Origin of the sequence: Anoxybacillus sp. J5B_2022, assembly GCF_026847645.1 — a bacterium.
In the GTDB taxonomy this organism is placed as follows: Bacteria; Bacillota; Bacilli; order Bacillales; family Anoxybacillaceae; genus Anoxybacteroides.
In genome coordinates this window covers 1-23,451 of the sequence record NZ_JAPSMC010000005.1, presented here as the reverse complement: position 1 = coordinate 23,451, position 23,451 = coordinate 1, and the positions used below count along the sequence as shown (strand labels likewise).

Sequence of the window (23,451 nt, the reverse complement as noted above, 5' to 3'; positions counted from 1 at the left end):
CTCCGCTCACCTCAGCTAAACTCGCTCATTCTCATCTACCCTATACTCATCTCACTCAACTTATTGACTTCTGCTCTCTACACTGTCTTCGCTTTCCTACGCTTAACTCCTAGCTGTTCAGGGCAACTTTCGCGGAAGAACGATTGCCTGCCACAGCCACCTTTGCTTTTCCCTATCATATTACAATTCTCTTTTTTTTGTCAACGATAAATCTGGCCGGAGCTGGACGGCGTCATGCAAATACACATGGACGACGTCTTCTTGCGTTTTTTTCGTTTCAGCCGTTATCATAATGCGAATGCAGCGCGGCAAAGAGCCAGGAACGGGAATTTCCCGCATGCACATGACCGGCACGTACGTCCAGCCTTCGATGCGACGAAGCGCCTGCGCAGGAAAAGCAGCGGTCAAATCTTCCGTTACGGAAATGAGCACGGACGCCACATCGTTTGCTTGCACACCGTTAGCGCGAATCATTTCCCGCAACAGTTCTTCCGTCGCAGCGACAATTTCGTCCGCCTCATTGGCCGTGACGGTCGTCGCTCCGCGAATCCCTCTAATCATGTCGTTCTCCCTCGCTTTGTGAAAATTCGTATAGCCATGCTAACAGCTGTTCATCGGCAATCGTTTCAACTTGCACATGGCCAATCTCTTTTAGTAGCACCATTCGGATTTGTCCGGCTTTCGCTTTTTTATCCCCCTTCATTTTTTGCAGTAGCCGCTCAGGGGCAAGTTGCTTCGAGAGAGCGACTGGAAATCCGTACGATTGAAACCAGCTTGTAAACCGTTCTTTTGCAAACGACACACCGTACATGCGCTCGCTCACAAAAATGGCAAACAACATGCCGAGCGCAACCGCATCGCCGTGGGTAATGGTACCATATCCGAGCTCGCTTTCAAGCGCATGGGCGAGCGTATGACCGAAGTTCAAATGGGCGCGCACGCCTTTTTCTTTTTCATCTTCAAGCACGATGCGCGCTTTCACTTCGATTCCTTTGCGAATGCAATATTGCAACGCTTTCCCTTCGATATCTTCTAAACGATGAATATTTTGCTTCAACCATTCATAAAAGGGACGGTCGCCGATGAGCGCATGTTTGATGACTTCGGCAAATCCGGAACGCAACTCACGCTCAGGAAGCGACTGTAAAAAGCGAATATCGTAAATGACCGCTTCCGGTTGATGAAACGCACCGATCATATTTTTTCCGAGCGGATGGTTGATCGCCACTTTTCCGCCGACTGCGCTGTCATGGGCAAGCAACGTCGTCGGCATTTGCACATAAGCGATGCCGCGCATAAACGTCGCTGCTACAAAGCCGGCTAAATCACCGACCACCCCGCCGCCAAAAGCGATGATGAACGAATCGCGGTCAAGGCCGTAGGCGAGCGCGGCCGTTTGACACGCATAGTAATGCTCAAACGATTTCGCCGTTTCCCCGCTCGGAATGATGTGTGTATACACATCATAATAGCGGCGCAACGACATCATGAACTCTGATAAATACAGCTTCTCAAGCGTTTCATCGGTTATCACAAGCAATTTTGTACCATGAGCAAAACCGAGTTCTTCCAATAGCTGCGGCAACCGCTCTGTCATTCCTTCCCCTAAAAAAAGCGGATATTGTTTTGTAGCCGTCTGGATGGTGATTCGTTCCATCATCAAAACTCCTTTGCATACCGGCGCATATTTTCGATATTTTCTTTAATCAAGTCCATTCGATCTTGGCCGAACTGATCGACGATCGCTGCGGCAATTTCCCAAGCAACGACCGCTTCTGCCACAACGCTTGCCGCTGGAACCGCGCAGCTGTCGGAACGTTCAATGCTTGCAGCAAATGGTTCTTTCGTGTCAATATCGACGCTCGCCAGCGGTTTATAGAGCGTCGGAATCGGCTTCATCACCCCACGCACGACAATCGGCATGCCGGTCGTCATCCCGCCTTCAAAACCACCCGCGCGATTCGTACGGCGGCGGAATCCTTCTGCTTCACTCCAAATAATTTCATCGTGCACTTGGCTGCCGGGAAGACGGGCCGCTTCAAAACCGATGCCAAATTCGACCCCTTTGAACGCATTAATGCTGACGATGGCTGCGGCAATTTTCGCATCGAGCTTCCGATCGTAATGAACGTAGCTACCTACCCCTGCTGGCATGCCTTCCACAATCACTTCGACGATGCCGCCGATCGAATCGCCATTTTCTTTCGCTTGGTCAATTGCCTCCATCATTTTCACCGCTGCTTCCTCATCAAAACAGCGCACTGGAGACTGCTCAGTTACATGTTGGAGCTGCTCGAGCGATTCATACGCGACATTCGTAGCGCGCACCCCGCCAATTTCGAGCACATGCCCTGCGACTCGAATGCCAAGCTCCGCCAAAATACGCTTCGCAACCGCGCCAGCGGCTACGCGCATCGTTGTTTCGCGAGCGGAAGAGCGCTCGAGCACGTTGCGCATATCGCGATGCCCGTATTTCATCGCTCCGTTTAAATCAGCATGGCCTGGGCGCGGACGTGTGACTTTCCGCTTCACTTCTTCCTCTTCCGTCGGCTCGATCGCCATAATGTTCGTCCAATGTTTCCAGTCGCGATTTTCGACGACAAGTGTAATCGGCGAACCGAGCGTTTGGCCGTGGCGCACGCCGCTTAAAATGTGGACTTCATCTTTTTCAATTTGCATTCTTCTCCCGCGGCCGTAGCCTTTTTGCCGGCGCTGAAGCTCGATGTCAATATGCTCTTTCAAAAGCGAAAGCCCTGCCGGAACACCTTCTAAAATCGCGGTTAGCTGCGGACCGTGCGACTCCCCTGCTGTTAAATACCTCATGTTTCTCTCTCCCTTCAACTCTTTAACGCGTTTATGTAACAATATATCATAATTTCATAAAATGAAAAGTGTTTATAAAAAAAGAATTCATCCTTTCGATGAACTCTTTCTGAGTTATTCCATTTTTCGGTAGAAAAACGTATCTTCCGTATCAAACCCGTAAGACGACGGGTTAAAAATTTGTTCCGTGCTGCCGACAAATAAAATCCCGCCTAGGCGGAGCGCCTTATTAAATTTATGGTAGAGTACTTGCTTCGCTTCTTCCGTAAAATAAATAAGCACATTGCGGCATACGATTAAATCGTAGTTTGTGTCAAACGGATCGGCTAGCAAATTATGTTTTTTAAAGGTGACTGCCTTTTTTATATTTTCGTCTATTTTATAATACATTCCTTCTTTTGTAAAAAACTTTTTTTTCATCTCTTCTGGCACTTCTTGCAATGAGCGCTCCGCATAAACGCCGATTTTGGCACGAGAAATCGCATTTTCATCGATATCCGTTGCCAACACGGAAATTTGCGAGAGTGGGAGAAATTTCGACAGCACCATGACTAACGTATATGGTTCTTCTCCGGTCGAGCAAGCCGCGCTCCATACTTTTAAACGGCGGTTTCGCTCCAAAAGTTTCGGTAAAATTTTCTTTTCGAGCACTTCCCACCGATTCGCATTTCGGTAAAACTCGGAAACGTTAATCGTCATGCGATCGAGAAATTCATGAAAAAGCGCGTCGTTTGTTTCCATCGCTTTAAAAAACTCTTGAAAGCTTTTAAAGCCGCGCTTTTCATAGAGCGACGTCAGCCGCCGCTTCATTTGCGCCTCTTTATATTGCGCTAAATCGATGCCGGTTTTCTTTTTGACGTTGGCAATAAACTGTTGGTAATCACTCATCTGCCCCTTCTCCTTCATTCCCTTATAACAAAAGCGACTGGCTCCGTCGCGAAGCCAATCGCCGTTTGGATTAATATACCCACTCATTCATCAACTTTGAATAGTTGACAAGCTCTTCTTCTTTAAAGAATAAGTTGATTTCGCGCTCAGCACTTGCTGGTGAATCCGAGCCATGAATCACGTTTTTGCCGACTGTAACGCCAAAGTCGCCGCGAATCGTTCCTGGCACTGCTTCCTGCGGATTTGTTTTCCCCATCATTTGGCGCGCAGTTGCGATCACGTTTTCCCCTTCCCATACCATTGCAAATACAGGACCGGATGTGATAAAATCCACTAATTCACCGAAAAACGGACGCTCTTTATGTTCCGCGTAATGTTGCTCTGCTAATTCACGCGATACTTGCATTAATTTTGCGCCAACAAGCTGAAACCCTTTTTTCTCAAAGCGAGCGACAACCTCGCCGATGAGATTGCGTTGAACCCCATCTGGTTTGACCATTAAAAACGTTCTTTCCATTCAATACTCCACCCCTACAAAGTTATGTACTAGGAACAGGATTCCCACCAAAATAGTACCATTGTTTTCCGCCATTCGCAATATGCAATGAAAGCGGTTAAAACTTTCGCTTGCCAATGTATTTCGCCACTTCGTAAAGCGCGGTGCGCGCTTTGTTTTTCGGCAACGTTTCCAACACCGCAAACGCCTTTTGCAAATAGCGGTCGCTCAGCGCATACGATTGATCAATCGCTCCTGTTTGCTTAATGAGCGCGATAATTTCGTTCATTTCCTTTTCCGATGTATGCGAATGCACGGAAATGATTTTTTCTTTCACGCCCGCATCGTTCATGGCAAGCAACGCCGGTAGCGTTACATTCCCTTGCAATAAGTCGCTTCCTGCCGGTTTGCCGAGCTGTTCCGGTGTCCCGATAAAATCGAGAATATCATCGGTAATTTGAAACGACATACCGACATAATAGCCAAATAAATAAAGGCGGTCGGCTACTTCCTTCGAGGCGTTCGCCGCAATCGCACCGAGCTGGCAGCTGACTGCAATGAGTAGCGCCGTCTTTCGTTTAATGCGTCGCAAATAACAGCGCAACGTTTGGTCGAAGCGGTATTTATCTTTTATTTGTTCAATTTCTCCGCGGCACACTTCGACGATCGTGCGCGCCAAAATCCGGTGAGCTAATGGGTTGTCGAGGCGCGTCATCAACTCGAGCGAGCGAGCAAAAATATAATCCCCTGTATACATCGCAAAGCGGTTACTCCATTTTGCTTTGATCGTTTCCCGACCTCGCCGAAGTTCGGCATCGTCAATGACATCATCGTGAACGAGCGAAGCCATATGAATAAGCTCCAGCGCGACGGCGACATGCTTGATGCGCTCGATATCATACTCACCGAATTTTCCGGCGAGCAACACCAACACAGGACGAATCCGTTTGCCACCCGCCTGCAATAAATGAAGCGCAGCAGTGCTCAATAACGAATAGTCCGACTGAATCGCTGCCTCCAGCTCTTTTTCTACTAGTTGCAAATCCGCATTCAAAAACGAATACATTGCTTTTAACTTCATTATTTTCACCTTAATCTTTGATAGCGTTACGGTTTATACCCTAAATGCATTGCCGCTACGCCAAATGTATATGGCTTTACTTCCACATTGACAAAGCCAGCGGCGCGAAACATTCGCGCCAGCTCGTCCATCCCTGGAAACTCGCGCGCTGATTCTTGAAGCCATGAGTATTCTTCATAGCTTTTCGCAAAAATTTTCCCGAATAATGGCATAATGAACCGAAAATAAAAATAGTACAATTGTCGAAAGCCGAATAATGTCGGCTGCGACGTTTCTAAACAGACGACTTTCCCGCCCGGCTTGACGACGCGGTACATTTCTTTCAACACGGTCATATAATCTGGTACGTTTCTCAGTCCGAAACCGATCGTTACGTAATCAAACGTATTATCTGGAAATGGTAGTTCCATCGCGTTTCCATGAATGAGCGTTACGTTTGTCAAATGGCGCTCTTTCACTTTTTGCTCACCGACGCGCAACATATTTTGACTGAAATCAAGCCCGTACACTTCGCCTTCCGGTCCGACCGCCTCCGCAAGCGCAATCGCCCAATCCGCCGTACCGCAACAAACATCAAGCGCTTTCGTGCCTTTTTGCACGTTCATCCGTTTCATCGTATCTTTTCGCCATTTAATATGGCGATTGAAGCTGATGACTGAATTCATCTTATCGTAATTTTCATATATTTTTTCAAACACATGGTGAACCCGTTCTTCTTTCGATCGTTGCATTGTTCTACCCTTCTTCCACTGTCTTTTTGGCAGCGGCGGAAAAACCGCCGATTAATTCGGCAAGGCGCGTTTTTAATAGCTCGTTACATTCGAGCGGGAGGTTTAGCAATTCCTCTTTGCAATGTTCCATATAGCGGTTGCAAATATGGGACAAATAATGCTTCTGCTCTCTTGCCATCGCTTTATTTTTCGGAAAGACAATGTTCGCCATTTGCTCAAAAAGAACGGACGTCCCGTTTTTAATAAACTGTTCTTTTTCGCTCATTAGCCGCTTGAGCAACAAATAATAATACGCAAACTTGGACCATAACGGCCGCGAAAGATGTTCACTGATTTTCACAATCAACGATGACTCAATGACGGCCACACTGTGAAACAATGCTTCAATTTTGCTAATATCTTTTTGGTATAAGCGAATTTTATGTTCGTTAATTTCTTTAATCGCTTCGGCCAGCACATGAATCGTCGTAAGATCGCTTCGCTTCGCTAAATAATCATAATAAAGCCCACTATATAAATCTCCCGCAAGCACCGTTAGCTGCCTCGTTTTCAATTCATCCTCTGCTTGATGCGGAAGCGAATTTGTCACTTCATCATGGGTATCAAGGGCGATTTGTACAAGCATCATTGGAACAATGTAGCCATCTGCTTCTTCTGTGAGATGCGCGTTTTCAAACATCGACAGCGACAATAAAATCCGGTCTTCATCGATTGGCTGCATCGGGATATGTTGCAACAAGTACGGATGGTGGAGAAAACGCTCAATTTGTTCTTTTAACATCGCCATTTTTTTTAAGATTGGTTTCAATCTGATCACCCTTGTTCCCCTAAATTCAAAACATAACGCCTTTAATTATAGCATGAAAAGCGTCCGTTTCATAGAATGGCTTATTTTTTGCCCTCGGAATGAATTTCGCCGTGATGCGTTTGGATGAGCGCTTTTCCCCGCACTTTAATGGCGGACGTATGCTCAGTAAATTGGGCGATCAACACTTCCCCTTTGTCTAGCTTCTCCGAATGGTGGAAGCGCGTATCTGCCCCTCTTGTCAACCCGATGACATTGACGCCGTCTTCTAGCGCCTTAATGACGATATAGTCACTATTATACATAAAACTCCCCCTTTTATTATCCTTTAATCAACGAGAGCACTTCCGCACGAGCGGCATGGTCGGTTTCTAACGTGCCGCGCACGGCCATCGTGACCGTTTTCGCACCTGGTTTTTTGACGCCGCGCATCGTCATACACATATGTTCCGCTTCCACCACGACCATCGCACCATACGGTTCAAGCGTTTCCATAATCGCATCCGCCACCGTTGCCGTAATCCGTTCTTGCAGCTGCGGGCGGCGCGCCACCGCCTCAACGGCGCGGGCGAGTTTGCTTAATCCCGTCACTTTTCCGCCGCGCGGAATGTACGCAACGTGCGCTACACCGAAAAATGGTACTAAATGATGCTCGCACATCGAGAAAAATGGAATATCTTTCACTAATACTAACTCTTCATGTTCTTCGCTAAAAATCGTTTGAAAATGCTCCTTCGGGTCTTCGTTCATCCCGGAAAATACTTCCGCATACATTTTCGCCACTCGTTTTGGCGTATCTAACAGTCCTTCGCGATTTGGATCTTCGCCAATCGCTTCTAAAATCAAGCGCACCGCGTGTTCAATTTGCTCGTAATTCACATTTAACATCGTGCCTTTATCCTCCTGCATCCAACAAAATCTCCATTTGTATGTACAAACGGGAGTTCCCGTAATCCGATTCTAGCATATATGCGAAAAAAAAAGCAAAAAAAGAAGGGCAGCGAATCTAGCTTGCCCTTCTTTCAAGCTCTTTTTATGTAGCGATTACTTTACAGCATCTTTAAGAGCTTTCCCTGGTTTAAATGCAGGAACTTTGCTCGCAGGGATTTCCATTTCTTCGCCTGTTTGCGGGTTGCGTCCTTTGCGTGCTGCACGCTCACGAACTTCAAAGTTCCCAAAACCAATCAATTGAACTTTATCACCATTTTTAAGTGCTTCCGTAATGGATTCAAAAACAGCATCGACTGCTTTCGTTGCATCTTTTTTAGAAAGGCCGCTAGTTTCTGCAACCGCGTTGATTAATTCTGTTTTGTTCATGCCATTCACCTCCTCCCAAGGACGAGCCCATAAATTTATTACATTTCTTCACCATTTCTCCTAATTCTATACATCGCAAGTATAATAATTTGTCGACATGCCTATCTTAAACGATTCGTCGTCATAATTCAACATCATTTTCAGCAAATCCATGCAACCGAGGCACATTTCGCCAAAGAAACTAAGTTTTACTGATAAAAGATTATCATATGTCGCAACCGTTCGCAAGCAGAAATCCTTATTTCAAGGCGCTTTCCGTCTATTTTTCTCAAAAAAAAGACCCCGAATCGGAGTCCTTTGTTACAAAATAATCGCTATTAATCCTCCCGAACCTTCGTTAATGATACGTTCGAGCGTTTCTTTTAGTTTATAGCGGGCGTTTTCCGGCATAAGCGCAAGTTTCGCTTGAATGCCTTCGCGCACAATCGAGCTGAGCGAACGGCCGAAAATATCGGAGTTCCAAATCGATAGCGGATCGTCCTCAAAATCTTGCATGAGATAGCGAACAAGCTCTTCGCTTTGCTTTTCCGTTCCGATAATTGGGGCAAATTCCGACTCGACGTCGACTTTAATCATATGAATCGACGGCGCAACTGCTTTTAGCCGCACACCAAACCGCGAACCTTGGCGGATGATTTCCGGCTCATCTAAGCTCATATCAGACAGCGCTGGAGCGGCAATGCCGTAGCCGGTTTGTTTCACCATTTTCAGCGCATCGGCGATTTGGTCATATTCCGCTTTCGCGTGGGCAAAATCTTGCATTAACTGAAGCAAATGGTCTTTGCCGCGAATCTCCACGCCCACAACTTCTTTTAAAATTTGATCATACAAGTCATCCGGTGCGTATAAATCAATTTCAGCGACCCCTTGCCCCATTTCGATGCCAGCAAGGCTTGCTTTTTCGATGAAATCGTATTCGCCGAACTGCTGGACGACGCGGTCCACATCACGCAATCGCTTAATATCTTTGACCGTATCTTTCACTGCTTCTTGATAGCTTTCTCGGAGCCAATGGTCTTCACGAAGTACCATCACCCAACTCGGCAAATTGACATTCACCTCTAGTACCGGAAATTCATATAATGCTTCACGAAGTACGTTGTAAACGTCCGTTTCACGCATGCTTTCCACGCTCATCGCCAACACCGGAATGTCGTATTTTTCACACAATTGCTGACGCAGCGTTTCCGTCTCTGGATGGTGCGGACGCACGGTGTTAATAATCATAATAAACGGCTTGCCGACTTCTTTTAATTCTTGAATGACCCGCTCTTCCGCTTCGACGTAGTTTTGCCGTGGAATGTCGCCAATCGTTCCGTCGGTCGTAATAACAACCCCAATCGTCGAATGCTCTTGAATGACTTTACGCGTGCCAATTTCCGCCGCTTCTTGAAATGGGATCGGTTCTTCATACCATGGGGTATTGACCATGCGCGGGCCGTTTTCGTCTTCATATCCTTTTGCGCCTAGCACCGCATAGCCGACGCAATCGACGAGGCGAATGTTCACTTCCAATCCGTCATCGACTTTCACTTTCACCGCTTGGTTTGGCACAAATTTTGGCTCTGTTGTCATAATCGTTTTGCCGGCGGCGCTTTGCGGCAGCTCGTCTTGCGCACGCGCCTTATCGGCTTCGTTACCGATATTCGGAATAACGACAAGTTCCATAAATTTTTTTATAAACGTAGATTTTCCAGTGCGGACAGCACCGACGACACCTAAATAAATATCGCCACCCGTTCGTTCCGCGATATCTTTGAAAATATCGACTTTTTCCAAATGACTCCCCTCCAGTCTTTGAGTCGTTGGGGCCGGTTGACCCGTGAAAATATGGTAGGACACTATATGAATATGATGTTGTCCTATTCATTTATGACTGCCGAAAGAAAAAATCCCTTCTCTAGAATGTATGCCTTCGAGAAGGGTTCATGACTTATTTAACGAAAAAAACCGGTTCTCCTTTTCCATCGACGGTATACGGAAGGGAATACGCAGGAACGAATAGCGAATTTTTCACTAACACCTCGCGAATGTCGTCACCCGGTTTATAGGAGTGCTTCGTTTTTTTCAACGCCTCATATAAATCCATTCGGTAATCGACGTATATGTTACCGTGATAATCAATGACAAATGGTAAATTATTGCCGGAATAAGGGCTAACGGCATACGGCGGTTCTTTATACCCGAGCTTTTGATAATCGAGCGTAAACACTCCTTTCGCAACCATTTGTTTAAACGGCGGATATCCATGAGAATCGCGATACATCGACAGACGTAAATTCAAATCGCGAATTTGCTCGGCGATGCGTAAATCTAGTAATTTTACCGTTGGGTTCGTTTCCGCATCGACGATGACGTATTGGAAAACGCCGCCGCTTTCAAACGCATTTCCTGGCGGTTCTGGAATGTAGCGCGGCACGAGTTTTTGAAAATCAATCGGATATTTTTGATAAATCGGCGTTTTCATATCGCGCGTTTTGATCGGCAACAATCCACCCGTCGCTTCGCGATATTGATTCACCGCTTCCTGCACGCTCGCCACTTGATCTTTATACGGAATTTGGTTTTGCTTTAAACGCTCGTCGGGATACAAACAACCCGATAACAATAGCACGATAACGCTCGCCATCATCCATCGAAAAACACGTTGCATATCGACTCCATCCTCGTCCATTATTCTGGTGTTGGTCCGCTAAAAACAACGAAAATAATAATAATTCCGGCTAAAATCATCAATACATACGCAATCAATGCCAATGCCGCTTTTATTATTTTGTTTTTCACTTTATAGCGGCTAAAGTAAATCGAAAAAACAGAAATAAACATAAAAGCCATGGAAGTTAAAGCAATCCACATTTTCGCTAACGCAGGCGACATTTTTCCTCCCCCTTTTCGACAATATTATATAAAATATGCAAAAAAAACTGAAGTAAAGCGGGGCGCCTTTACTTCAGTGAACGAGATACCCTTTGTCCGGAAGTTCAAGTCTATGATTGTTCGCCATATTGTATGCGCGGACAACCCCCGTTGCGTCGGCAAACGCCTATTTTTCTAAAATGTTAACTAAATCTTCCATTTCATGCGTTTTGACCCGCGCCATGAGAGAATCTGCCCCTTCTTTCGGGTCTTTGCCATTGAACAAGACGTCATAAAGAACTTCTGTAATCGGCATTTTAACCCCTAGTTTTTTTGCAAGTTGATAGGCCGCTTTTGTCGTACGCACGCCTTCCACCACCATTCCCATGCTTTCGAGCACTTCATCGAGCGGCTTCCCTTTACCAAGCATATGTCCCGCCCGCCAGTTGCGTGAATGCACGCTCGTGCATGTGACGATTAAATCACCAATGCCTGTTAAGCCGGAAAACGTCAGCGGGTTTGCCCCAAGCGCACAGCCTAACCGAGCAATCTCCGCAAGCCCTCTTGTCATAAGCGCCGCTTTCGCATTATCGCCGTAGCCTAATCCATCGGTAATACCTGCGGCAAGGGCGATAATGTTTTTGAGCGCACCGCCGATTTCGACCCCGATTAAATCTGGATTCGTATAAACGCGGAAATATTGCGGGTTCATAAATAAGTCTTGAATGCGTTCCGCTGCTTCCATATTTTTTGAAGATACCGTCACCGTTGTTGGATGGCGCAAACTCACTTCTTCCGCATGACTAGGTCCCGATAAAATGACGACATCTTTTAAAAGCGGCCCCATTTCTTCTTCGATGATTTCCGAAATGCGCTTATGCGTATCTGGCTCGATGCCTTTGCCGACGCTGACAATCGTTAGCGGCTTGCGAATACATGCGCGCACCTTTGGCAATACGTCGCGAATCGCTTTCGTCGGCACGGCCAACACGACCGTTTGGACGTTTTCTAACGCCTCACAAAGGGACGAGTAGCCGACGATCGCCTCTGGTAACCGGATGCCCGGCAAATATTTTTCATTCGTTCGCTTATGATTAATTTCCTCTATTTGCTCCGAGCGCTGACCCCAAAGACGAACGGCATGTCCGTTATCCGCGAGCACCATCGCCAGCGCTGTTCCCCAGCTACCTGCTCCTAACACCGCAATTTGTTCCACCGTTATCACTTCCTCGTCGTTATTTTCTCGGTCTGGCAATGAGTTTAATTGGCGTGCCCGTAAAACCGAACGCGTCGCGAATCCGATTTTCTAAAAAGCGCTCATACGAAAAGTGCATCAATTCTGGATCGTTGACAAATACGACGAACGTCGGCGGTTTGACCGCAACTTGCGTGACGTAGTAAATTTTCAGACGCTGGCCGTTGTGCGTCGGCGTCGGATTCATCGCCACCGCATCCATAATCACTTCGTTCAATACGTTTGTTTGCACGCGCATCGCGTGGTTTTCGCTCACCATTTTCACAAGCGGCAACAGTTTATGCAAACGTTGCTTCGTTTTAGCGGATACGAATAAAATCGGCGCGTAATCGAGAAATTGAAAATGATCGCGAATCTTCCGCTCAAACTCGATCAACGTTTTATCGTCTTTTTCCACCGCATCCCATTTATTGACGACGATGACGACACCGCGTCCCGCTTCGTGGGCGTAGCCAGCAATTTTTTTATCTTGCTCAATAATGCCTTCTTCCGCATTAAGCACGACTAACACGACATCCGACCGCTCGATTGCTTTTAATGCGCGCAATACACTATATTTTTCGGTCGTTTCATAAATTTTTCCTCTTTTTCGCATTCCGGCCGTATCGATAATGACATATTCTTGTCCTTCGCGCGTAAACGTCGTATCGACCGCATCCCTTGTTGTTCCAGCGATGTCGCTGACAATGACGCGCTCTTCGCCCAAAATGGCGTTGACAAGCGATGATTTCCCGACATTCGGACGGCCGATTAAACAAAATTTAATCACATCGTCTTCATATTCTTCATCGCTTCGTGTCGGGAAATGCGCGACGACCGCGTCCAACAAATCACCAAGCCCTGTTCCGTGCGATCCGGAAATCGGATACGGTTCGCCAAAACCGAGCACATAAAAATCGTAAATAAGGTCGCGCATGTCCGGATTGTCAATTTTATTCACTGCCAGCACGACCGGTTTGTTCGAGCGATGCAAAATTTTCGCCACTTCTTCATCGGCCGCCGTCACCCCGTCGCGTCCGTTCGTCATAAAAATAATAACATCCGCTTCGTCGATGGCGATTTCTGCCTGTTGCCGGATTTGCACTAATAACGGCTCATCGCCGATGTCAATTCCGCCGGTGTCAATGATGTGAAACTTATGATTCAACCATTCTCCACTGCTATAAATCCGGTCGCGGGTCACGCCCGGCACATCTTCCACAATCGAAATACGCTCGCCCGCAATCCGGTTAAAAATCGTGGACTTGCCGACGTTCGGACGGCCAACGATCGCTACTACTGGCTTGGCCATTATATCACCCTTTCTTTTATTGAACGCAAAACTTTGACATACGTACTCTCGCAAAAATACAGCTGTTTTATTTTATCAAAAACAACGACGCTCAACAATAGAAAGAGCGCTACAACGGTTTATTCCGTTTCATTTGTTTTTGCCATGCGTCCACATGATGGTGCATATTTTCAAACAGCGACCAAACAAATAAACAAGCGCAAGTAAGCGCCAGCGCATCGAAAAAGGGAAGCGAACCGATCGTATAAGGAAATACATCTCGGACTGCGACCGCATAGACGATTTCTCCTTGACAGCTGCCGATGATCGCTGCAAACAGCCTTGTTGCCGAATCGCGATGCAACATTAAACAAATGGCCGCCATGCTAATCGCGAGCATCCACCGCTCGTCCGCCCACACCCAAACAGGATCCGCAAGCGCCAACAAACGGAAGGCTGCGGACAAAAAAGCAACGGCCAACGCGGCCATGAACAAATAGCCGAGCTGTTTGCCACCGTTTGCCGTCAGCGCGAACGCAGCGACAAAAAGAAATAAAAACGAATACGTCAGTGAAAAAACGCCGATTCCAACATGATAAATGGAACCGCTCATTAATAAAAGCACGCCAGCCGCCAAAGCAGTGCGCCATTTCGTCTTTTTCATTAAAAACGTCGCATAAATCCAAACAACCCATGCACACCAATAAAAATAAATCCCTTCCATCCGACTACCTCCTAGCAAATTCATTATTTCATATTTTCGTCAAAAATAATCTTGCATAGAAAAAAGAAAAAAGAGGCAGACTAACAGCGACATCGGGCAAAAGGAGGGAAACATATGGCAAAGGATCGGCAAGAAACAAAACTAAAAGAGTCACGCCGCGTCGAATCCGACCGTGACCCAGCGATCGAAAATAAAGGAACGACTCGACTCGACACACCGGACGAGGCAAGAAGACAGCAGCGATAACGATCGCTCTCGCCATTCCTCACAAGGCAGTCAAACAGCAGTTTGACCGCCCTTTTTCCATTTCCCGTGATTATTTTGTTCCCTACATGACAACACTAAAACTACTATGTTCATCGTCGGAAAGAAGGGAAGCGTATGCGTTTTTTTTATCAACCGAGAAAACTCACCAAAAATCGCAGCGAGCCGCTCACCGCAACGCAAAAGGAACGACAAGAAGAGCGGCAAGACGCTCTTTCTTTCGATTTAGCACAAAACGTACAGACCTTACAGTCGATCTATGAAAATTGCAGCGACGTCGTGTTTCGTCCGCTACGAGTCGGCGGTACGACTAAAGCAACACTTGTTTACATCGATGGTTTAGTAAATGTCGATGAGCTCGACTCGATTATACTTCCATCTGTCATGAAATCGACCGCTTCCGATCCGCTCGAAATGCAACACCTTTTTGAACAAACATTGACCGTTGCCAACATTCAAAAAGCAAAGACAGTAGCGGAATGCGTCGAACACATTTCGTCCGGCCATCCTATTTTGCTCATAGATCAACAAAATGAAGCGTTTTCATTCGGTATCGCCAAATGGGAAAAACGTTCGCTCGAGGAGCCGACAGGGGAAGCCGTCATTCGCGGACCACGCGAAGGATTTACCGAGTCGCTTGGCACGAATCTCTCATTATTGCGGCGCAAGATTAAAAGCCCAAAATTGAAAACGAAGTCGATGAAACTTGGAGCCTATACGCAAACAAATATCATCATCGCTTACATCGACGGCATCGCTAGCGATACGTTGCTGGAAGAAGTGGAAGCCCGTCTAGCGCGCATCGATATCGACGGCATTTTGGAAACGAGCTATATTGAAGAACTGATTGAAGATAATCCGTATTCACCGTTTCCTCAAGTATTAAGTACAGAGCGGCCTGATGTGGTAGCGGCGAATTTATTAGAAGGGCGAGTCGCCATCTTACAAGACGGCACTCCGTTTGTACTTGTTGTTCCAGTTTCCTTTTATTCACTACTACAATCGAGCGAAGATTATTACCAGCGACATTTAGTTAGCACTGCCATTCGTTGGCTTCGGTACTTGTTTCTTTTAATATCGCTATTATTGCCATCATTGTACGTCGCTGTTCTTACCTTTCACCAAGAAATGGTGCCGACGACGCTACTATTAACAATGTCTGCGTCGCGGGAATTGATTCCGTTTCCTGCGTTAGTCGAAGCTATAATTATGGAAATCGTGTTTGAAGCATTACGGGAAGCCGGGGTACGCTTGCCGAAACAGGCTGGGGCCGCCGTCAGCATCGTCGGCGCTCTCGTCATCGGTCAAGCTGCCGTGCAAGCAGGGATCGTTTCCGCCCCAATGATTATAGTCGTCGCCTTAACTGGAATCGCCTCATTCACGATTCCGCGCTATACAGCAGGCATTGCGTTGCGCATGTTACGCTTTCCGATGATTTTTTTGGCCGGCTCATTAGGGCTGCTCGGCATTATGCTCGGACTTTTGATCATTTTAACCCATATGGCGACGCTTCGGTCATTCGGTGTTCCGTATTTATCGCCGATGGCGCCGATGCAAGGGCGGGAAATGAAAGATGTACTCATTCGCGTTCCATTATGGAAACGGAATAAGCGGCCACGTTTAACCGGAACAGACAATCTGACCCGGCAAGGTCCGAATCAAAAACCGAATCCGCTTGACGGCGATGACAAAACAAGAAAGGAGAACCGTCATGATTGAAAAAGGAAAAATATCAGCCTTGCAAATGGGAATAATGATGCATCCAGCCATCATCGCCACCGCCATTTTATTAGTCCCGGCGATTACCGCCCATCACGCAAACCAAGATATGTGGATATCCCCGATTTGGGCATCACTGACCGGCTTTGTAACGGTATATATCGCCATTTTGTTACATAACTACTATCCGCAGCAAACGGTGATCGAATATAGCGAACAAATTGTTGGAAAATTCTTTGGGAAAATCGTCGGTTTTATTTTTCTGCTTTTTTATTTACACACAAACGGGATCATCATCCGCGAATACGGCGAATTTATTGTCGGCAATTTTTTTGTCCGCACACCGTTAATTTTTGTAATGGGAAGCATGATTTTCGTCTGTGCATTGGCCGTCCGCGGTGGCGTAGAAGTCATCGCTAGACTTTCAGAAATGATTGTTCCGGTTGTGATCATCGTCATTGTTTTTTTCATTATCCTGTTAATTCCTGATATGAACATAACCAATATGCTGCCGGTCATGGAAAAAGGGATTTTTCCTTCAATTAAGGGAGCCATCATACCACAAAGCTGGTTTAGTGAATTTTTTCTAATCGCTTTTTTTCTCCCGTATGTTGCCGATCAGGAAAACAGAAAGAAATGGGCAATCATGTCAGTCGTAGCTGTCTTGTTCACATTATTTCTCGTCAATATTACCGTTCTCTTCGTGCTCGGAAACATTACAGCCCGTTTCGTTTATCCTGTTATGAGTGCGGTCCGATATGTGAGCATTGCCGATTTCCTCGAACATTTGGAAGCGTTTGTGATGGCGATTTGGGTGGCGGGAGCGTTTTTAAAAATTTCCGTGTTTTATTACGTATTTGTGCTTGGCACGGCACAATGGCTCCGTTTGTCCGACTATCGCCTCCTCGTATTTCCATCCGGCTTTTTATTGCTTGTATTTGCCGTATGGACTGCGCCGAATTTAATGGAATTATCCCTTTTTTTAGGCACAACTGTCCCATTTTATTTAGATTCAGTTCAAACCATCATTCCTTCCTTTCTTCTATTGATAGCAAAGTGGCGAAACAAAATGAGGGATGAGCAAAAATGAATAAATACAAAAAACGGAAAAAATGTGTCATTTACTTTTTCATTTGCGTCAACTGTCTTTTCTTAAGCGGCTGCTGGGACCGTACCGAGATTAACGATTTAGCGCTTGTCACCGGAATCGGCATCGATCAAAAAGGAAAAGACGTCATGCTGACGGTGCAGCTTATCGTTCCGAAACTGCTTGGTGCAGGGACGTCAATGAACGGAAGCAATACGGGAGGAGGCGGGGCGACGATCGTCCGCTCCGGAACGGGCAAAACGCTTGCCGATGCCATCGCCAATTTACAAGAAAAGCTACCGCGCCGCTTGTTTTGGGGGCACGTGAAAGCGATCGTATTCGGGGAAAAAGCGGCCGAAGCCGGCATCCGTCCACATATGGATTTTTTAAGCCGCAACCCGCAAATGCGCCTTCGTTCGAACGTATTAGTCGCGAGCGGAACGGCCAAAAGCGTACTTGAGCTACTGCCGCCGATCGAGCAAAGCTCGGCAGAAGTGATGCGGGAATTATCGAAATCAGAAATTTTAATGAACGCGACGCTGAAAGACGTCTTGCAAATGCTCAGCGACGACACAAGAGCAGCGGCATTGCCGATGGTAAAAATACTACCTGTGGAAAAAGGAAAAACAAAACTAGAAACTATTCCATTTATTAATGGTACTGCCATTTTCAAAAAAGATAAAATGATTGGGTCAATTGGCGATAAACTGACGCGCGGCGTACTTTGGCTCCGCAACGAAATCAAACAAGCGAATATTACCGTTTCCGTCAAAGGGGTGAAAGGGAAAATAACCGCCACGATCATTCACGCACATACGCAATTAATTCCGAAATACGAAAAAGGCAGTTGGAAAATGGTGGTAAATATCACCTCGCAAGATGACATCTTGCTCAATGCAACGAATTTCAGTTTGTATAACGAACAGCATATTCATAGGCTAGAAAAGGAATTAGCGCGAGCAACAACCGCTCGGGTGGAAGCGGCTTTGCAAAAAGTACAAAAAGAAATGAACGCCGATATTCTCGGGTTTGCGGATGCGTTTCATCGAAAATATCCAAAAGAGTGGAACCGCGTGAAAAAACGATGGGACGAGATTTTCCCCACTATTGAGGTCACGGTGAAAACAAAAATAACGATCCAGCGGCCTGGAATGAACACTACACCACAAGGCATCCCAGCAGAAGAGGTGGAAAAATGAAAATCGAGTTTCTATTAGGAAGTAGCATTGTTGTCGTTCTTATTTGCCTCTTGGAATGGCCGCGCTTCCAACGGGCACACAAAAAAGAAAAAGCGACCTTTCTCGTTTTGTTAGGGCTTGGGATGGCGTTGGCAGCCGCGCTCATTTACAAACCTGACCTTCCCGGTCCGTCGCAACTAGTTGATTACATGTTTCGACCGTTCGCACGGATGTTGAAACTATAATAAAAAGGCGTCCGCAGCATAATGGGACGCCTTTCTTGTTACTATCCTCTTTGGCTGTATGCTTTCGTATTAAAGCCCCGCTCCGACAGCCAATGATACGTAGCGCCGGAAACAACGAGCGGAACATACTTCAGCTCGTCGATCGTTCTCGCGCCGAGCGCGGTCATGATCCGTACCAAATCCGCATGCCATGCTGCGATCGACGCGATAAGCGCCTCTGTTCCTTGCTCAGTGAGCGTTTTTAAAAACGGGCGAGCGATACCAACCGCATCTGCGCCGAGAGCGATCGCCTTCGCTGCATCTATTGCTGTGCGAATGCCGCCGCTAGCGATGACGGAAACCGTTGGCGCGCTTTGCGACACTTCGACAATGGAAGCAGCGGTCGATATGCCCCATTCATTAAAATAGGCAATTACCTCTTGGCGTCGCTTGTTTTCAATGCGCGCAAAATTCGTTCCGCCAAAGCCGCCGACATCGATGAACTGGACGCCAACATCGACAAGCTTTCGCGCCGTTTCTTTGCTCATGCCAAACCCGACTTCTTTGACAATGACCGGCACACCGACTTCATGAACGATTCGTTCAATGCGCGCTAAAGCGCCCGTAAAATCGCGGTCGCCTTCTGGCATCACTAATTCTTGCACGACGTTCAAATGAAGCTGCAAGGCATTCGCTTCAATCATCTCAACCGCCCGTTTCGCCTCATCAACGGTCGTTTCGCTGCCGATGTTAGCGAAAATCATACCGTTCGGATTGACACGACGAACGATCGTAAACGATGAACGTTCTCTTGCATCTTTAAGTGCTGCCATTTGCGAGCCGACCGACATCGCAACGCCGCTCGCGTTCGCTGCTTCTGCAAGCCCTTGGTTAATTGCGAGCGTTGCCTGTCCGCCCCCGCCCGTCATCGCATTGATAAAAAGAGGCGAACTTAAGGAAAGTTCGCCGAAAGCCGTGTGCAATTGGACATCGCTTGTTCGAATGTCAGGCAAGCTTTGGTGTACAAATACGATGTCATCGAGCCCGTTTGCCCTTTCTTGCTCAACAGAAAGCGCATGCTCGATATGCTCAAGTTTTCGTCTAGCTCTATCCACCATCCATCACCGTTATTTCAGCTTCTTCAACTGTTCGCCGATCACTTCACCAAGTTGGAATCCAGTCGATTCCGCTGGTTTTGTATATTGACTGTAATCTTCTTCTTGCGCCGGTTCTTCGATGAGCTCACGCATGCTTAACGAAATGCGGCGGTCTGCTTCATTCACATCAAGCACTTTTACTTTTACTTCATCGCCTTCTTTTAATACTTCATGCGGCGTGCCGATATGCTTGTTCGAAATTTGCGAAATGTGCACAAGTCCCTCCACGCTAGGGAAAATTTCAACGAACGCCCCAAACGGCACAAGCCGCTTCACTTTCCCAGTGACAACATCCCCAGGTGCGAGCTTTTCGGAAATGCCTTCCCACGGACCAGGCAACGCTTCTTTGATGGACAACGAAATGCGGCCGCTCGTTTCATTAACCGACAGCACTTTCACCCTCACCGTTTCGCCTTCTTGGACGACTTCCGATGGGTGAGCAACGCGAGTATGTGCAAGCTGCGAAATATGTACGAGTCCGTCAAAGCCGCCAACGTCAACAAATACGCCGAAATCGGCGATGCGGCGCACCGTTCCTTCAAGCACTTGCCCTTCTTGAATCGTTTGGAACGCTTGCTTCCGCTTTTCTTCTTGCTCTTGTTCTAACACAGCACGGTGTGATAAAATGACGCGGTTTTTCTCGCGATCTAATTCGACGACTTTTACTTTTAATGATTTTCCTTTATAATCGGAAAAGTCTTCGACGAAATGCGTTTCGACAAATGAGGCCGGAATGAATCCGCGAACACCGACATCCGCAACAAGCCCGCCTTTGACGATGTCTTTCACGACGACGTCAAAGGCCTCGCCGCTAGAAAACTTTTTCTCTAACTCTTCCCAAGCACGGTCAGCGTCAACTGCTTTTTTCGATAAAATAAGCAATCCTTCTTCTTCCGTTTCGCCTTCTTCCACTTTTTTCACTTTCGCCGTAATCTCGTCACCGACAGAAACGGCATCGCTCGTCTTTTCGATATGAAGGCTTGAAAGCTCGCTAATCGGAATAATGCCACTTTGCTTGCTGCCTTCAATGTCGACAAGCACTTGCTTTTCTTCGACTTTTACGACTTTGCCGCGGACGAGATCACCTACCTTATATACGTTTACTTCTACATTCATGTCCTCTACCATCAAAAACCCTCCTTCGTCAACTACCCACATAGCTCAAAGCACGACCATACGGAAAAAACGCGACCTTTTTCCATCAGGCCTACTTTTCTATTTATTATACCATATTTTTTCAAAAAGCATGTATTACAATGCTCATTGATGTTCATCTAAAAGTGCTTGAATATGGCTCATAATATATTCCGTCACTTCTTCCGGCGACGCTTTCCGTTCGCGGAGCGAACTCATATCCATCGGTTTTCCATATACAACTTTCAATTTTTTGAGAGGACGGTACGGACCGATAATCGCGCACGGAACGACTTGCGCATCGGTTCGAAGCGCAAAAAAGCCGACGCCGGATAACCCTTTTTGCAACTTTCCGTCTTTGCTTCGCGTCCCTTCTGGAAAAATGCCTAATACGTGCCCTTGCTTTAATACGTCTATCCCTGTCCGTAATGCTTGACGGTCACTCATCCCTCGCTTCACAGGAAACGCATGCAACGGGGGCAAGAGCGTTTTTAAAACAGGCACACGAAACAGTTCTTCCTTCGCCATAAAATGAATCGGCCTTGGGGCAGTGATGCCGACAACGGGAGGGTCGAGGTTGCTAATATGGTTCGCACAGAGCAAAACGCCCCCCTCTTTTGGAAAATGCTCTGCGCCGATCACTTCGATACGGTAAAGAGGCTTTAAAACACCAGATACAACTCCCTTCGCAAACGCATAAAAATCCACGATCATCCAACCCTTTCGTTCACGATTTTCATAATCTCGTTCACCACATCGTCGATCGTTAAGGAAGTCGTGTCAATTTCTACGGCGCCCTCTGCTTTTTGGAGCGGTGCGACTTCCCGTTCAGAGTCCATTTTGTCGCGGCGAGCGATTTCTTCTTTTAATGTTTCTAAGTCCGAAGCAAACCCTCGAGCGATATTTTCGGCGTGACGGCGTCGCGCTCGCTCTTCTACCGATGCTTTTAAAAAGATTTTTACTTCGGCACGTGGAAGAACATGCGTGCCAATATCGCGCCCATCCATTACTACGCCGCCTTGTGCTCCTAATGCTTGCTGACGCGCTACCATTTCTTCGCGCACAAGCGAATGCTTCGCCACGAACGAAACGTTATTTGTCACATCTTCACTGCGAATGACGTTCGTGACGTCTTCCCCGTTGACGAATACAAGTTGTCCTTGTTCTGACGGCTTTAATTCAATATATGTATCGCGCAATAGCTTAAGTAGCGCTTGTTCATTGTGCACGTCGATTCCTTTTTGCAATGCGAGATACGTGAGCGCTCGGTACATCGCGCCTGTATCGATATAGAGATAAGAAAGTTTCTCTGCCAATTTTTTAGCGACCGTGCTTTTTCCTGCCGCTGCTGGTCCGTCAATGGCAATCGAAATTCGTTTCATAGTTCCTCCTAATTATCGGTATTTTTCAAAGAAAAAAGCAGGAAAACTCCTGCGTTTTTATTTTATCATATCCATTATGGCTGGTCGACGGTTGTTTCGATCGTTTTCGTTTTTTCTTGCTTTATGACACCTTCATATTCGTACACTTTCGCGACATATGGCGCAAACGGGGTGTATAAAATCAAACATTGGGCGAGCAATAAAAAAAGAAATTGCACGATGACGATTTTCAGTAAAATTCGTTCGATTCGCTTCATCGACCAACCGCCTTTTCTTTTTTATGTTTATCGTTCCCCTTTTTTCTTTCGTCTATTCCTGAATCCCTTCTTCTTTTTTCCTCAACTCGAGCTGTCGTTCAAAACTGTAACGAATTAATAGGACACGCTCTTTTGGCTCCATTGCCAAAAACTGCAGCGACGCTTTATACACGTGGCTTCCTTCCACTTGGAAAACGCGAATAACTTTAGACGGGATTTTCATGTAATGATAGTCGCCTGATTTCATATGTAACACTAACCACGCTTCAACGACCGTTCCCGGAAGCAGCGCAGCCGCCCGTTCCGGCAAGACGATCGCTGCTCCGCCAGCGCTAATATCCGTTGTAATGGTGGCAAACGGTAGAAGTTCGCCGTGAAGCGGATGAATCGCGATATCGACATTTGCCTCTACGCGAACGTATTGGCGCCGTTGAATTCGAACGAGCTTTCCGTCTCCTGGATAGGAAAGGACAAGCATCGGAATCGGCTCCCGCACTTTTCCTGTCACTTCCGTATCGAACAAATAAAGGCTTTCGTCCTTTCCGACAAAGCTTGCCTTAAACTGCATCCCGTTGATTAAATACACCGTTTTCCCTGTTTTTTTGTTCACCGGGTAATCGATATATATACGGTCCGAAAAAATCTCGGTCACTTTGCTTTTATATTCGTTCACTTCTTTTTCATTTCGCGATTCCAAAATGATCGTATCCCCTATTTTAAGCATCGTTTCTCCCTCACATATATCCATCTCTCCCTTTTATTTAAACAAAAAAGAAAAGCTTTTGACAAGCTTTTCCTCATTC

The 23,451-nt window shown here is 46.6% G+C and carries 28 protein-coding genes; 5 read left to right on the top strand and 23 right to left on the bottom strand.

The window, feature by feature from the left end:
* Positions 1-180: 180 nt before the first annotated feature.
* The 17 genes from aroH to M4I42_RS02425 form a co-directional block, all read right to left on the bottom strand.
* Complete coding sequence (gene aroH / locus M4I42_RS02505; RefSeq protein ID WP_268850673.1) at positions 181-561, bottom strand: chorismate mutase; 381 nt, start codon at positions 559-561, stop codon at positions 181-183.
* Entirely contained in the window at positions 554-1,660 is a 1,107-nt protein-coding gene (gene aroB / locus M4I42_RS02500) for a 3-dehydroquinate synthase (RefSeq protein ID WP_268850672.1), read from the bottom strand. Before aroB ends, aroH begins: the two co-directional genes overlap by 8 nt.
* Positions 1,660-2,823, bottom strand: coding sequence for a chorismate synthase (gene aroC, locus M4I42_RS02495; RefSeq protein WP_268850671.1), 1,164 nt, complete (start codon positions 2,821-2,823; stop codon positions 1,660-1,662). The genes aroB and aroC overlap by 1 nt, the downstream gene beginning before the upstream one ends.
* A 114-nt stretch (positions 2,824-2,937) precedes the next feature.
* The gene (locus M4I42_RS02490) at positions 2,938-3,711 is read right to left on the bottom strand and encodes a CheR family methyltransferase (RefSeq protein WP_268850670.1); all 774 of its coding nucleotides are present in this window, start codon (positions 3,709-3,711) and stop codon (positions 2,938-2,940) included.
* A gap of 70 nt (positions 3,712-3,781) precedes the next feature.
* The gene (gene ndk / locus M4I42_RS02485; protein WP_268850669.1) at positions 3,782-4,228 is read right to left on the bottom strand and encodes a nucleoside-diphosphate kinase; all 447 of its coding nucleotides are present in this window, start codon (positions 4,226-4,228) and stop codon (positions 3,782-3,784) included.
* A gap of 97 nt (positions 4,229-4,325) precedes the next feature.
* Positions 4,326-5,288 carry a heptaprenyl diphosphate synthase component II gene (gene hepT / locus M4I42_RS02480; protein WP_268850668.1) on the bottom strand — a complete coding sequence of 321 codons (963 nt, stop codon included), beginning with the start codon at positions 5,286-5,288 and terminating at the stop codon, positions 4,326-4,328.
* A gap of 26 nt (positions 5,289-5,314) precedes the next feature.
* The gene (gene menG, locus M4I42_RS02475) at positions 5,315-6,019 is read right to left on the bottom strand and encodes a demethylmenaquinone methyltransferase (RefSeq protein ID WP_268850667.1); all 705 of its coding nucleotides are present in this window, start codon (positions 6,017-6,019) and stop codon (positions 5,315-5,317) included.
* Between the two features lie 4 nt (positions 6,020-6,023).
* Positions 6,024-6,836, bottom strand: coding sequence for a heptaprenyl diphosphate synthase component 1 (locus tag M4I42_RS02470; RefSeq protein WP_268850666.1), 813 nt, complete (start codon positions 6,834-6,836; stop codon positions 6,024-6,026).
* Positions 6,837-6,907: 71 nt separating this feature from the next.
* Positions 6,908-7,129 carry a trp RNA-binding attenuation protein MtrB gene (gene mtrB, locus M4I42_RS02465; RefSeq protein ID WP_268850665.1) on the bottom strand — a complete coding sequence of 74 codons (222 nt, stop codon included), beginning with the start codon at positions 7,127-7,129 and terminating at the stop codon, positions 6,908-6,910.
* Between the two features lie 16 nt (positions 7,130-7,145).
* The gene (gene folE / locus M4I42_RS02460) at positions 7,146-7,712 is read right to left on the bottom strand and encodes a GTP cyclohydrolase I FolE (protein ID WP_268850664.1); all 567 of its coding nucleotides are present in this window, start codon (positions 7,710-7,712) and stop codon (positions 7,146-7,148) included.
* Positions 7,713-7,868: 156 nt separating this feature from the next.
* Entirely contained in the window at positions 7,869-8,141 is a 273-nt protein-coding gene (locus tag M4I42_RS02455; RefSeq protein WP_149917072.1) for an HU family DNA-binding protein, read from the bottom strand.
* A gap of 300 nt (positions 8,142-8,441) precedes the next feature.
* A complete protein-coding gene (gene spoIVA / locus M4I42_RS02450) occupies positions 8,442-9,920 on the bottom strand; it encodes a stage IV sporulation protein A (protein ID WP_268850663.1) in 1,479 nt (492 codons plus the stop codon).
* A gap of 154 nt (positions 9,921-10,074) precedes the next feature.
* Entirely contained in the window at positions 10,075-10,794 is a 720-nt protein-coding gene (locus tag M4I42_RS02445) for a hypothetical protein (protein WP_268850662.1), read from the bottom strand.
* 20 nt (positions 10,795-10,814) lie between these two features.
* The gene (locus M4I42_RS02440; RefSeq protein ID WP_268850661.1) at positions 10,815-11,018 is read right to left on the bottom strand and encodes a DUF2768 domain-containing protein; all 204 of its coding nucleotides are present in this window, start codon (positions 11,016-11,018) and stop codon (positions 10,815-10,817) included.
* A 166-nt stretch (positions 11,019-11,184) separates the two neighbouring features.
* Complete coding sequence (locus M4I42_RS02435; RefSeq protein WP_268850660.1) at positions 11,185-12,213, bottom strand: NAD(P)H-dependent glycerol-3-phosphate dehydrogenase; 1,029 nt, start codon at positions 12,211-12,213, stop codon at positions 11,185-11,187.
* 19 nt (positions 12,214-12,232) lie between these two features.
* Positions 12,233-13,543, bottom strand: a complete 1,311-nt coding sequence (gene der, locus M4I42_RS02430; RefSeq protein ID WP_268850659.1) for a ribosome biogenesis GTPase Der — start codon at positions 13,541-13,543, stop codon at positions 12,233-12,235.
* A gap of 109 nt (positions 13,544-13,652) precedes the next feature.
* Positions 13,653-14,246 (bottom strand): YphA family membrane protein, encoded by a 594-nt coding sequence (locus M4I42_RS02425; RefSeq protein WP_268850658.1) that lies wholly within the window; start codon positions 14,244-14,246, stop codon positions 13,653-13,655.
* 114 nt (positions 14,247-14,360) lie between these two features.
* Between M4I42_RS02425 and M4I42_RS02420 the strand changes: the two genes are divergently transcribed.
* The 5 genes from M4I42_RS02420 to M4I42_RS02400 all read left to right on the top strand — a co-directional run bounded on the left by M4I42_RS02420 (position 14,361) and on the right by M4I42_RS02400 (position 18,739).
* On the top strand, positions 14,361-14,492 hold the full coding sequence (locus tag M4I42_RS02420) for a YpzI family protein (RefSeq protein WP_268850657.1): 132 nt from the start codon (positions 14,361-14,363) through the stop codon (positions 14,490-14,492).
* A 135-nt stretch (positions 14,493-14,627) separates the two neighbouring features.
* Positions 14,628-16,229 carry a spore germination protein gene (locus tag M4I42_RS02415; protein ID WP_268850656.1) on the top strand — a complete coding sequence of 534 codons (1,602 nt, stop codon included), beginning with the start codon at positions 14,628-14,630 and terminating at the stop codon, positions 16,227-16,229.
* On the top strand, positions 16,222-17,319 hold the full coding sequence (locus tag M4I42_RS02410; RefSeq protein ID WP_268850655.1) for a GerAB/ArcD/ProY family transporter: 1,098 nt from the start codon (positions 16,222-16,224) through the stop codon (positions 17,317-17,319). The genes M4I42_RS02415 and M4I42_RS02410 overlap by 8 nt, the downstream gene beginning before the upstream one ends.
* On the top strand, positions 17,316-18,515 hold the full coding sequence (locus tag M4I42_RS02405) for a Ger(x)C family spore germination protein (protein ID WP_268850654.1): 1,200 nt from the start codon (positions 17,316-17,318) through the stop codon (positions 18,513-18,515). The genes M4I42_RS02410 and M4I42_RS02405 overlap by 4 nt, the downstream gene beginning before the upstream one ends.
* Complete coding sequence (locus tag M4I42_RS02400) at positions 18,512-18,739, top strand: hypothetical protein (protein ID WP_268850653.1); 228 nt, start codon at positions 18,512-18,514, stop codon at positions 18,737-18,739. Before M4I42_RS02405 ends, M4I42_RS02400 begins: the two co-directional genes overlap by 4 nt.
* 41 nt (positions 18,740-18,780) lie before the next feature.
* Here the strand turns inward: M4I42_RS02400 and fni are convergent, their stop codons facing one another.
* From fni to M4I42_RS02370, 6 genes are all read right to left on the bottom strand, one after another.
* Positions 18,781-19,833: a type 2 isopentenyl-diphosphate Delta-isomerase gene (fni, locus tag M4I42_RS02395; RefSeq protein WP_268850652.1), complete on the bottom strand. Its 1,053-nt coding sequence runs from the start codon at positions 19,831-19,833 to the stop codon at positions 18,781-18,783.
* Between the two features lie 12 nt (positions 19,834-19,845).
* Positions 19,846-21,003 carry a 30S ribosomal protein S1 gene (rpsA, locus tag M4I42_RS02390; protein ID WP_268850651.1) on the bottom strand — a complete coding sequence of 386 codons (1,158 nt, stop codon included), beginning with the start codon at positions 21,001-21,003 and terminating at the stop codon, positions 19,846-19,848.
* A 132-nt stretch (positions 21,004-21,135) separates the two neighbouring features.
* On the bottom strand, positions 21,136-21,723 hold the full coding sequence (locus tag M4I42_RS02385; RefSeq protein ID WP_268850650.1) for a lysophospholipid acyltransferase family protein: 588 nt from the start codon (positions 21,721-21,723) through the stop codon (positions 21,136-21,138).
* Positions 21,720-22,391 (bottom strand): (d)CMP kinase, encoded by a 672-nt coding sequence (cmk, locus tag M4I42_RS02380; protein WP_268850649.1) that lies wholly within the window; start codon positions 22,389-22,391, stop codon positions 21,720-21,722. The genes M4I42_RS02385 and cmk overlap by 4 nt, the downstream gene beginning before the upstream one ends.
* A 74-nt stretch (positions 22,392-22,465) precedes the next feature.
* Positions 22,466-22,648, bottom strand: coding sequence for a YpfB family protein (locus tag M4I42_RS02375; RefSeq protein ID WP_268850648.1), 183 nt, complete (start codon positions 22,646-22,648; stop codon positions 22,466-22,468).
* 52 nt (positions 22,649-22,700) lie between these two features.
* Positions 22,701-23,372, bottom strand: coding sequence for a flagellar brake protein (locus M4I42_RS02370; protein WP_268850647.1), 672 nt, complete (start codon positions 23,370-23,372; stop codon positions 22,701-22,703).
* Positions 23,373-23,451 lie beyond the last annotated feature (79 nt).

Excerpts from the sequence above, each read along its gene's own strand:
- menG (WP_268850667.1), bottom strand. The coding sequence starts at position 6,019 with ATGCAACGATCGAAAGAAGAACGGGTTCACCATGTGTTTGAAAAAATA.
- M4I42_RS02405 (WP_268850654.1), top strand. The coding sequence starts at position 17,316 with ATGAATAAATACAAAAAACGGAAAAAATGTGTCATTTACTTTTTCATT.
- M4I42_RS02425 (WP_268850658.1), bottom strand. The coding sequence starts at position 14,246 with ATGGAAGGGATTTATTTTTATTGGTGTGCATGGGTTGTTTGGATTTAT.
- M4I42_RS02455 (WP_149917072.1), bottom strand. The coding sequence starts at position 8,141 with ATGAACAAAACAGAATTAATCAACGCGGTTGCAGAAACTAGCGGCCTT.
- M4I42_RS02385 (WP_268850650.1), bottom strand. The coding sequence starts at position 21,723 with ATGATCGTGGATTTTTATGCGTTTGCGAAGGGAGTTGTATCTGGTGTT.
- M4I42_RS02490 (WP_268850670.1), bottom strand. The coding sequence starts at position 3,711 with ATGAGTGATTACCAACAGTTTATTGCCAACGTCAAAAAGAAAACCGGC.
- der (WP_268850659.1), bottom strand. The coding sequence starts at position 13,543 with ATGGCCAAGCCAGTAGTAGCGATCGTTGGCCGTCCGAACGTCGGCAAG.
- cmk (WP_268850649.1), bottom strand. The coding sequence starts at position 22,391 with ATGAAACGAATTTCGATTGCCATTGACGGACCAGCAGCGGCAGGAAAA.
- M4I42_RS02420 (WP_268850657.1), top strand. The coding sequence starts at position 14,361 with ATGGCAAAGGATCGGCAAGAAACAAAACTAAAAGAGTCACGCCGCGTC.
- aroH (WP_268850673.1), bottom strand. The coding sequence starts at position 561 with ATGATTAGAGGGATTCGCGGAGCGACGACCGTCACGGCCAATGAGGCG.
- M4I42_RS02415 (WP_268850656.1), top strand. The coding sequence starts at position 14,628 with ATGCGTTTTTTTTATCAACCGAGAAAACTCACCAAAAATCGCAGCGAG.
- mtrB (WP_268850665.1), bottom strand. The coding sequence starts at position 7,129 with ATGTATAATAGTGACTATATCGTCATTAAGGCGCTAGAAGACGGCGTC.
- hepT (WP_268850668.1), bottom strand. The coding sequence starts at position 5,288 with ATGAAGTTAAAAGCAATGTATTCGTTTTTGAATGCGGATTTGCAACTA.
- M4I42_RS02440 (WP_268850661.1), bottom strand. The coding sequence starts at position 11,018 with ATGTCGCCTGCGTTAGCGAAAATGTGGATTGCTTTAACTTCCATGGCT.
- folE (WP_268850664.1), bottom strand. The coding sequence starts at position 7,712 with ATGTTAAATGTGAATTACGAGCAAATTGAACACGCGGTGCGCTTGATT.
- ndk (WP_268850669.1), bottom strand. The coding sequence starts at position 4,228 with ATGGAAAGAACGTTTTTAATGGTCAAACCAGATGGGGTTCAACGCAAT.
- aroB (WP_268850672.1), bottom strand. The coding sequence starts at position 1,660 with ATGATGGAACGAATCACCATCCAGACGGCTACAAAACAATATCCGCTT.
- rpsA (WP_268850651.1), bottom strand. The coding sequence starts at position 21,003 with ATGGTAGAGGACATGAATGTAGAAGTAAACGTATATAAGGTAGGTGAT.
- M4I42_RS02370 (WP_268850647.1), bottom strand. The coding sequence starts at position 23,372 with ATGCTTAAAATAGGGGATACGATCATTTTGGAATCGCGAAATGAAAAA.
- M4I42_RS02410 (WP_268850655.1), top strand. The coding sequence starts at position 16,222 with ATGATTGAAAAAGGAAAAATATCAGCCTTGCAAATGGGAATAATGATG.
- M4I42_RS02400 (WP_268850653.1), top strand. The coding sequence starts at position 18,512 with ATGAAAATCGAGTTTCTATTAGGAAGTAGCATTGTTGTCGTTCTTATT.
- M4I42_RS02445 (WP_268850662.1), bottom strand. The coding sequence starts at position 10,794 with ATGCAACGTGTTTTTCGATGGATGATGGCGAGCGTTATCGTGCTATTG.
- M4I42_RS02375 (WP_268850648.1), bottom strand. The coding sequence starts at position 22,648 with ATGAAGCGAATCGAACGAATTTTACTGAAAATCGTCATCGTGCAATTT.
- aroC (WP_268850671.1), bottom strand. The coding sequence starts at position 2,823 with ATGAGGTATTTAACAGCAGGGGAGTCGCACGGTCCGCAGCTAACCGCG.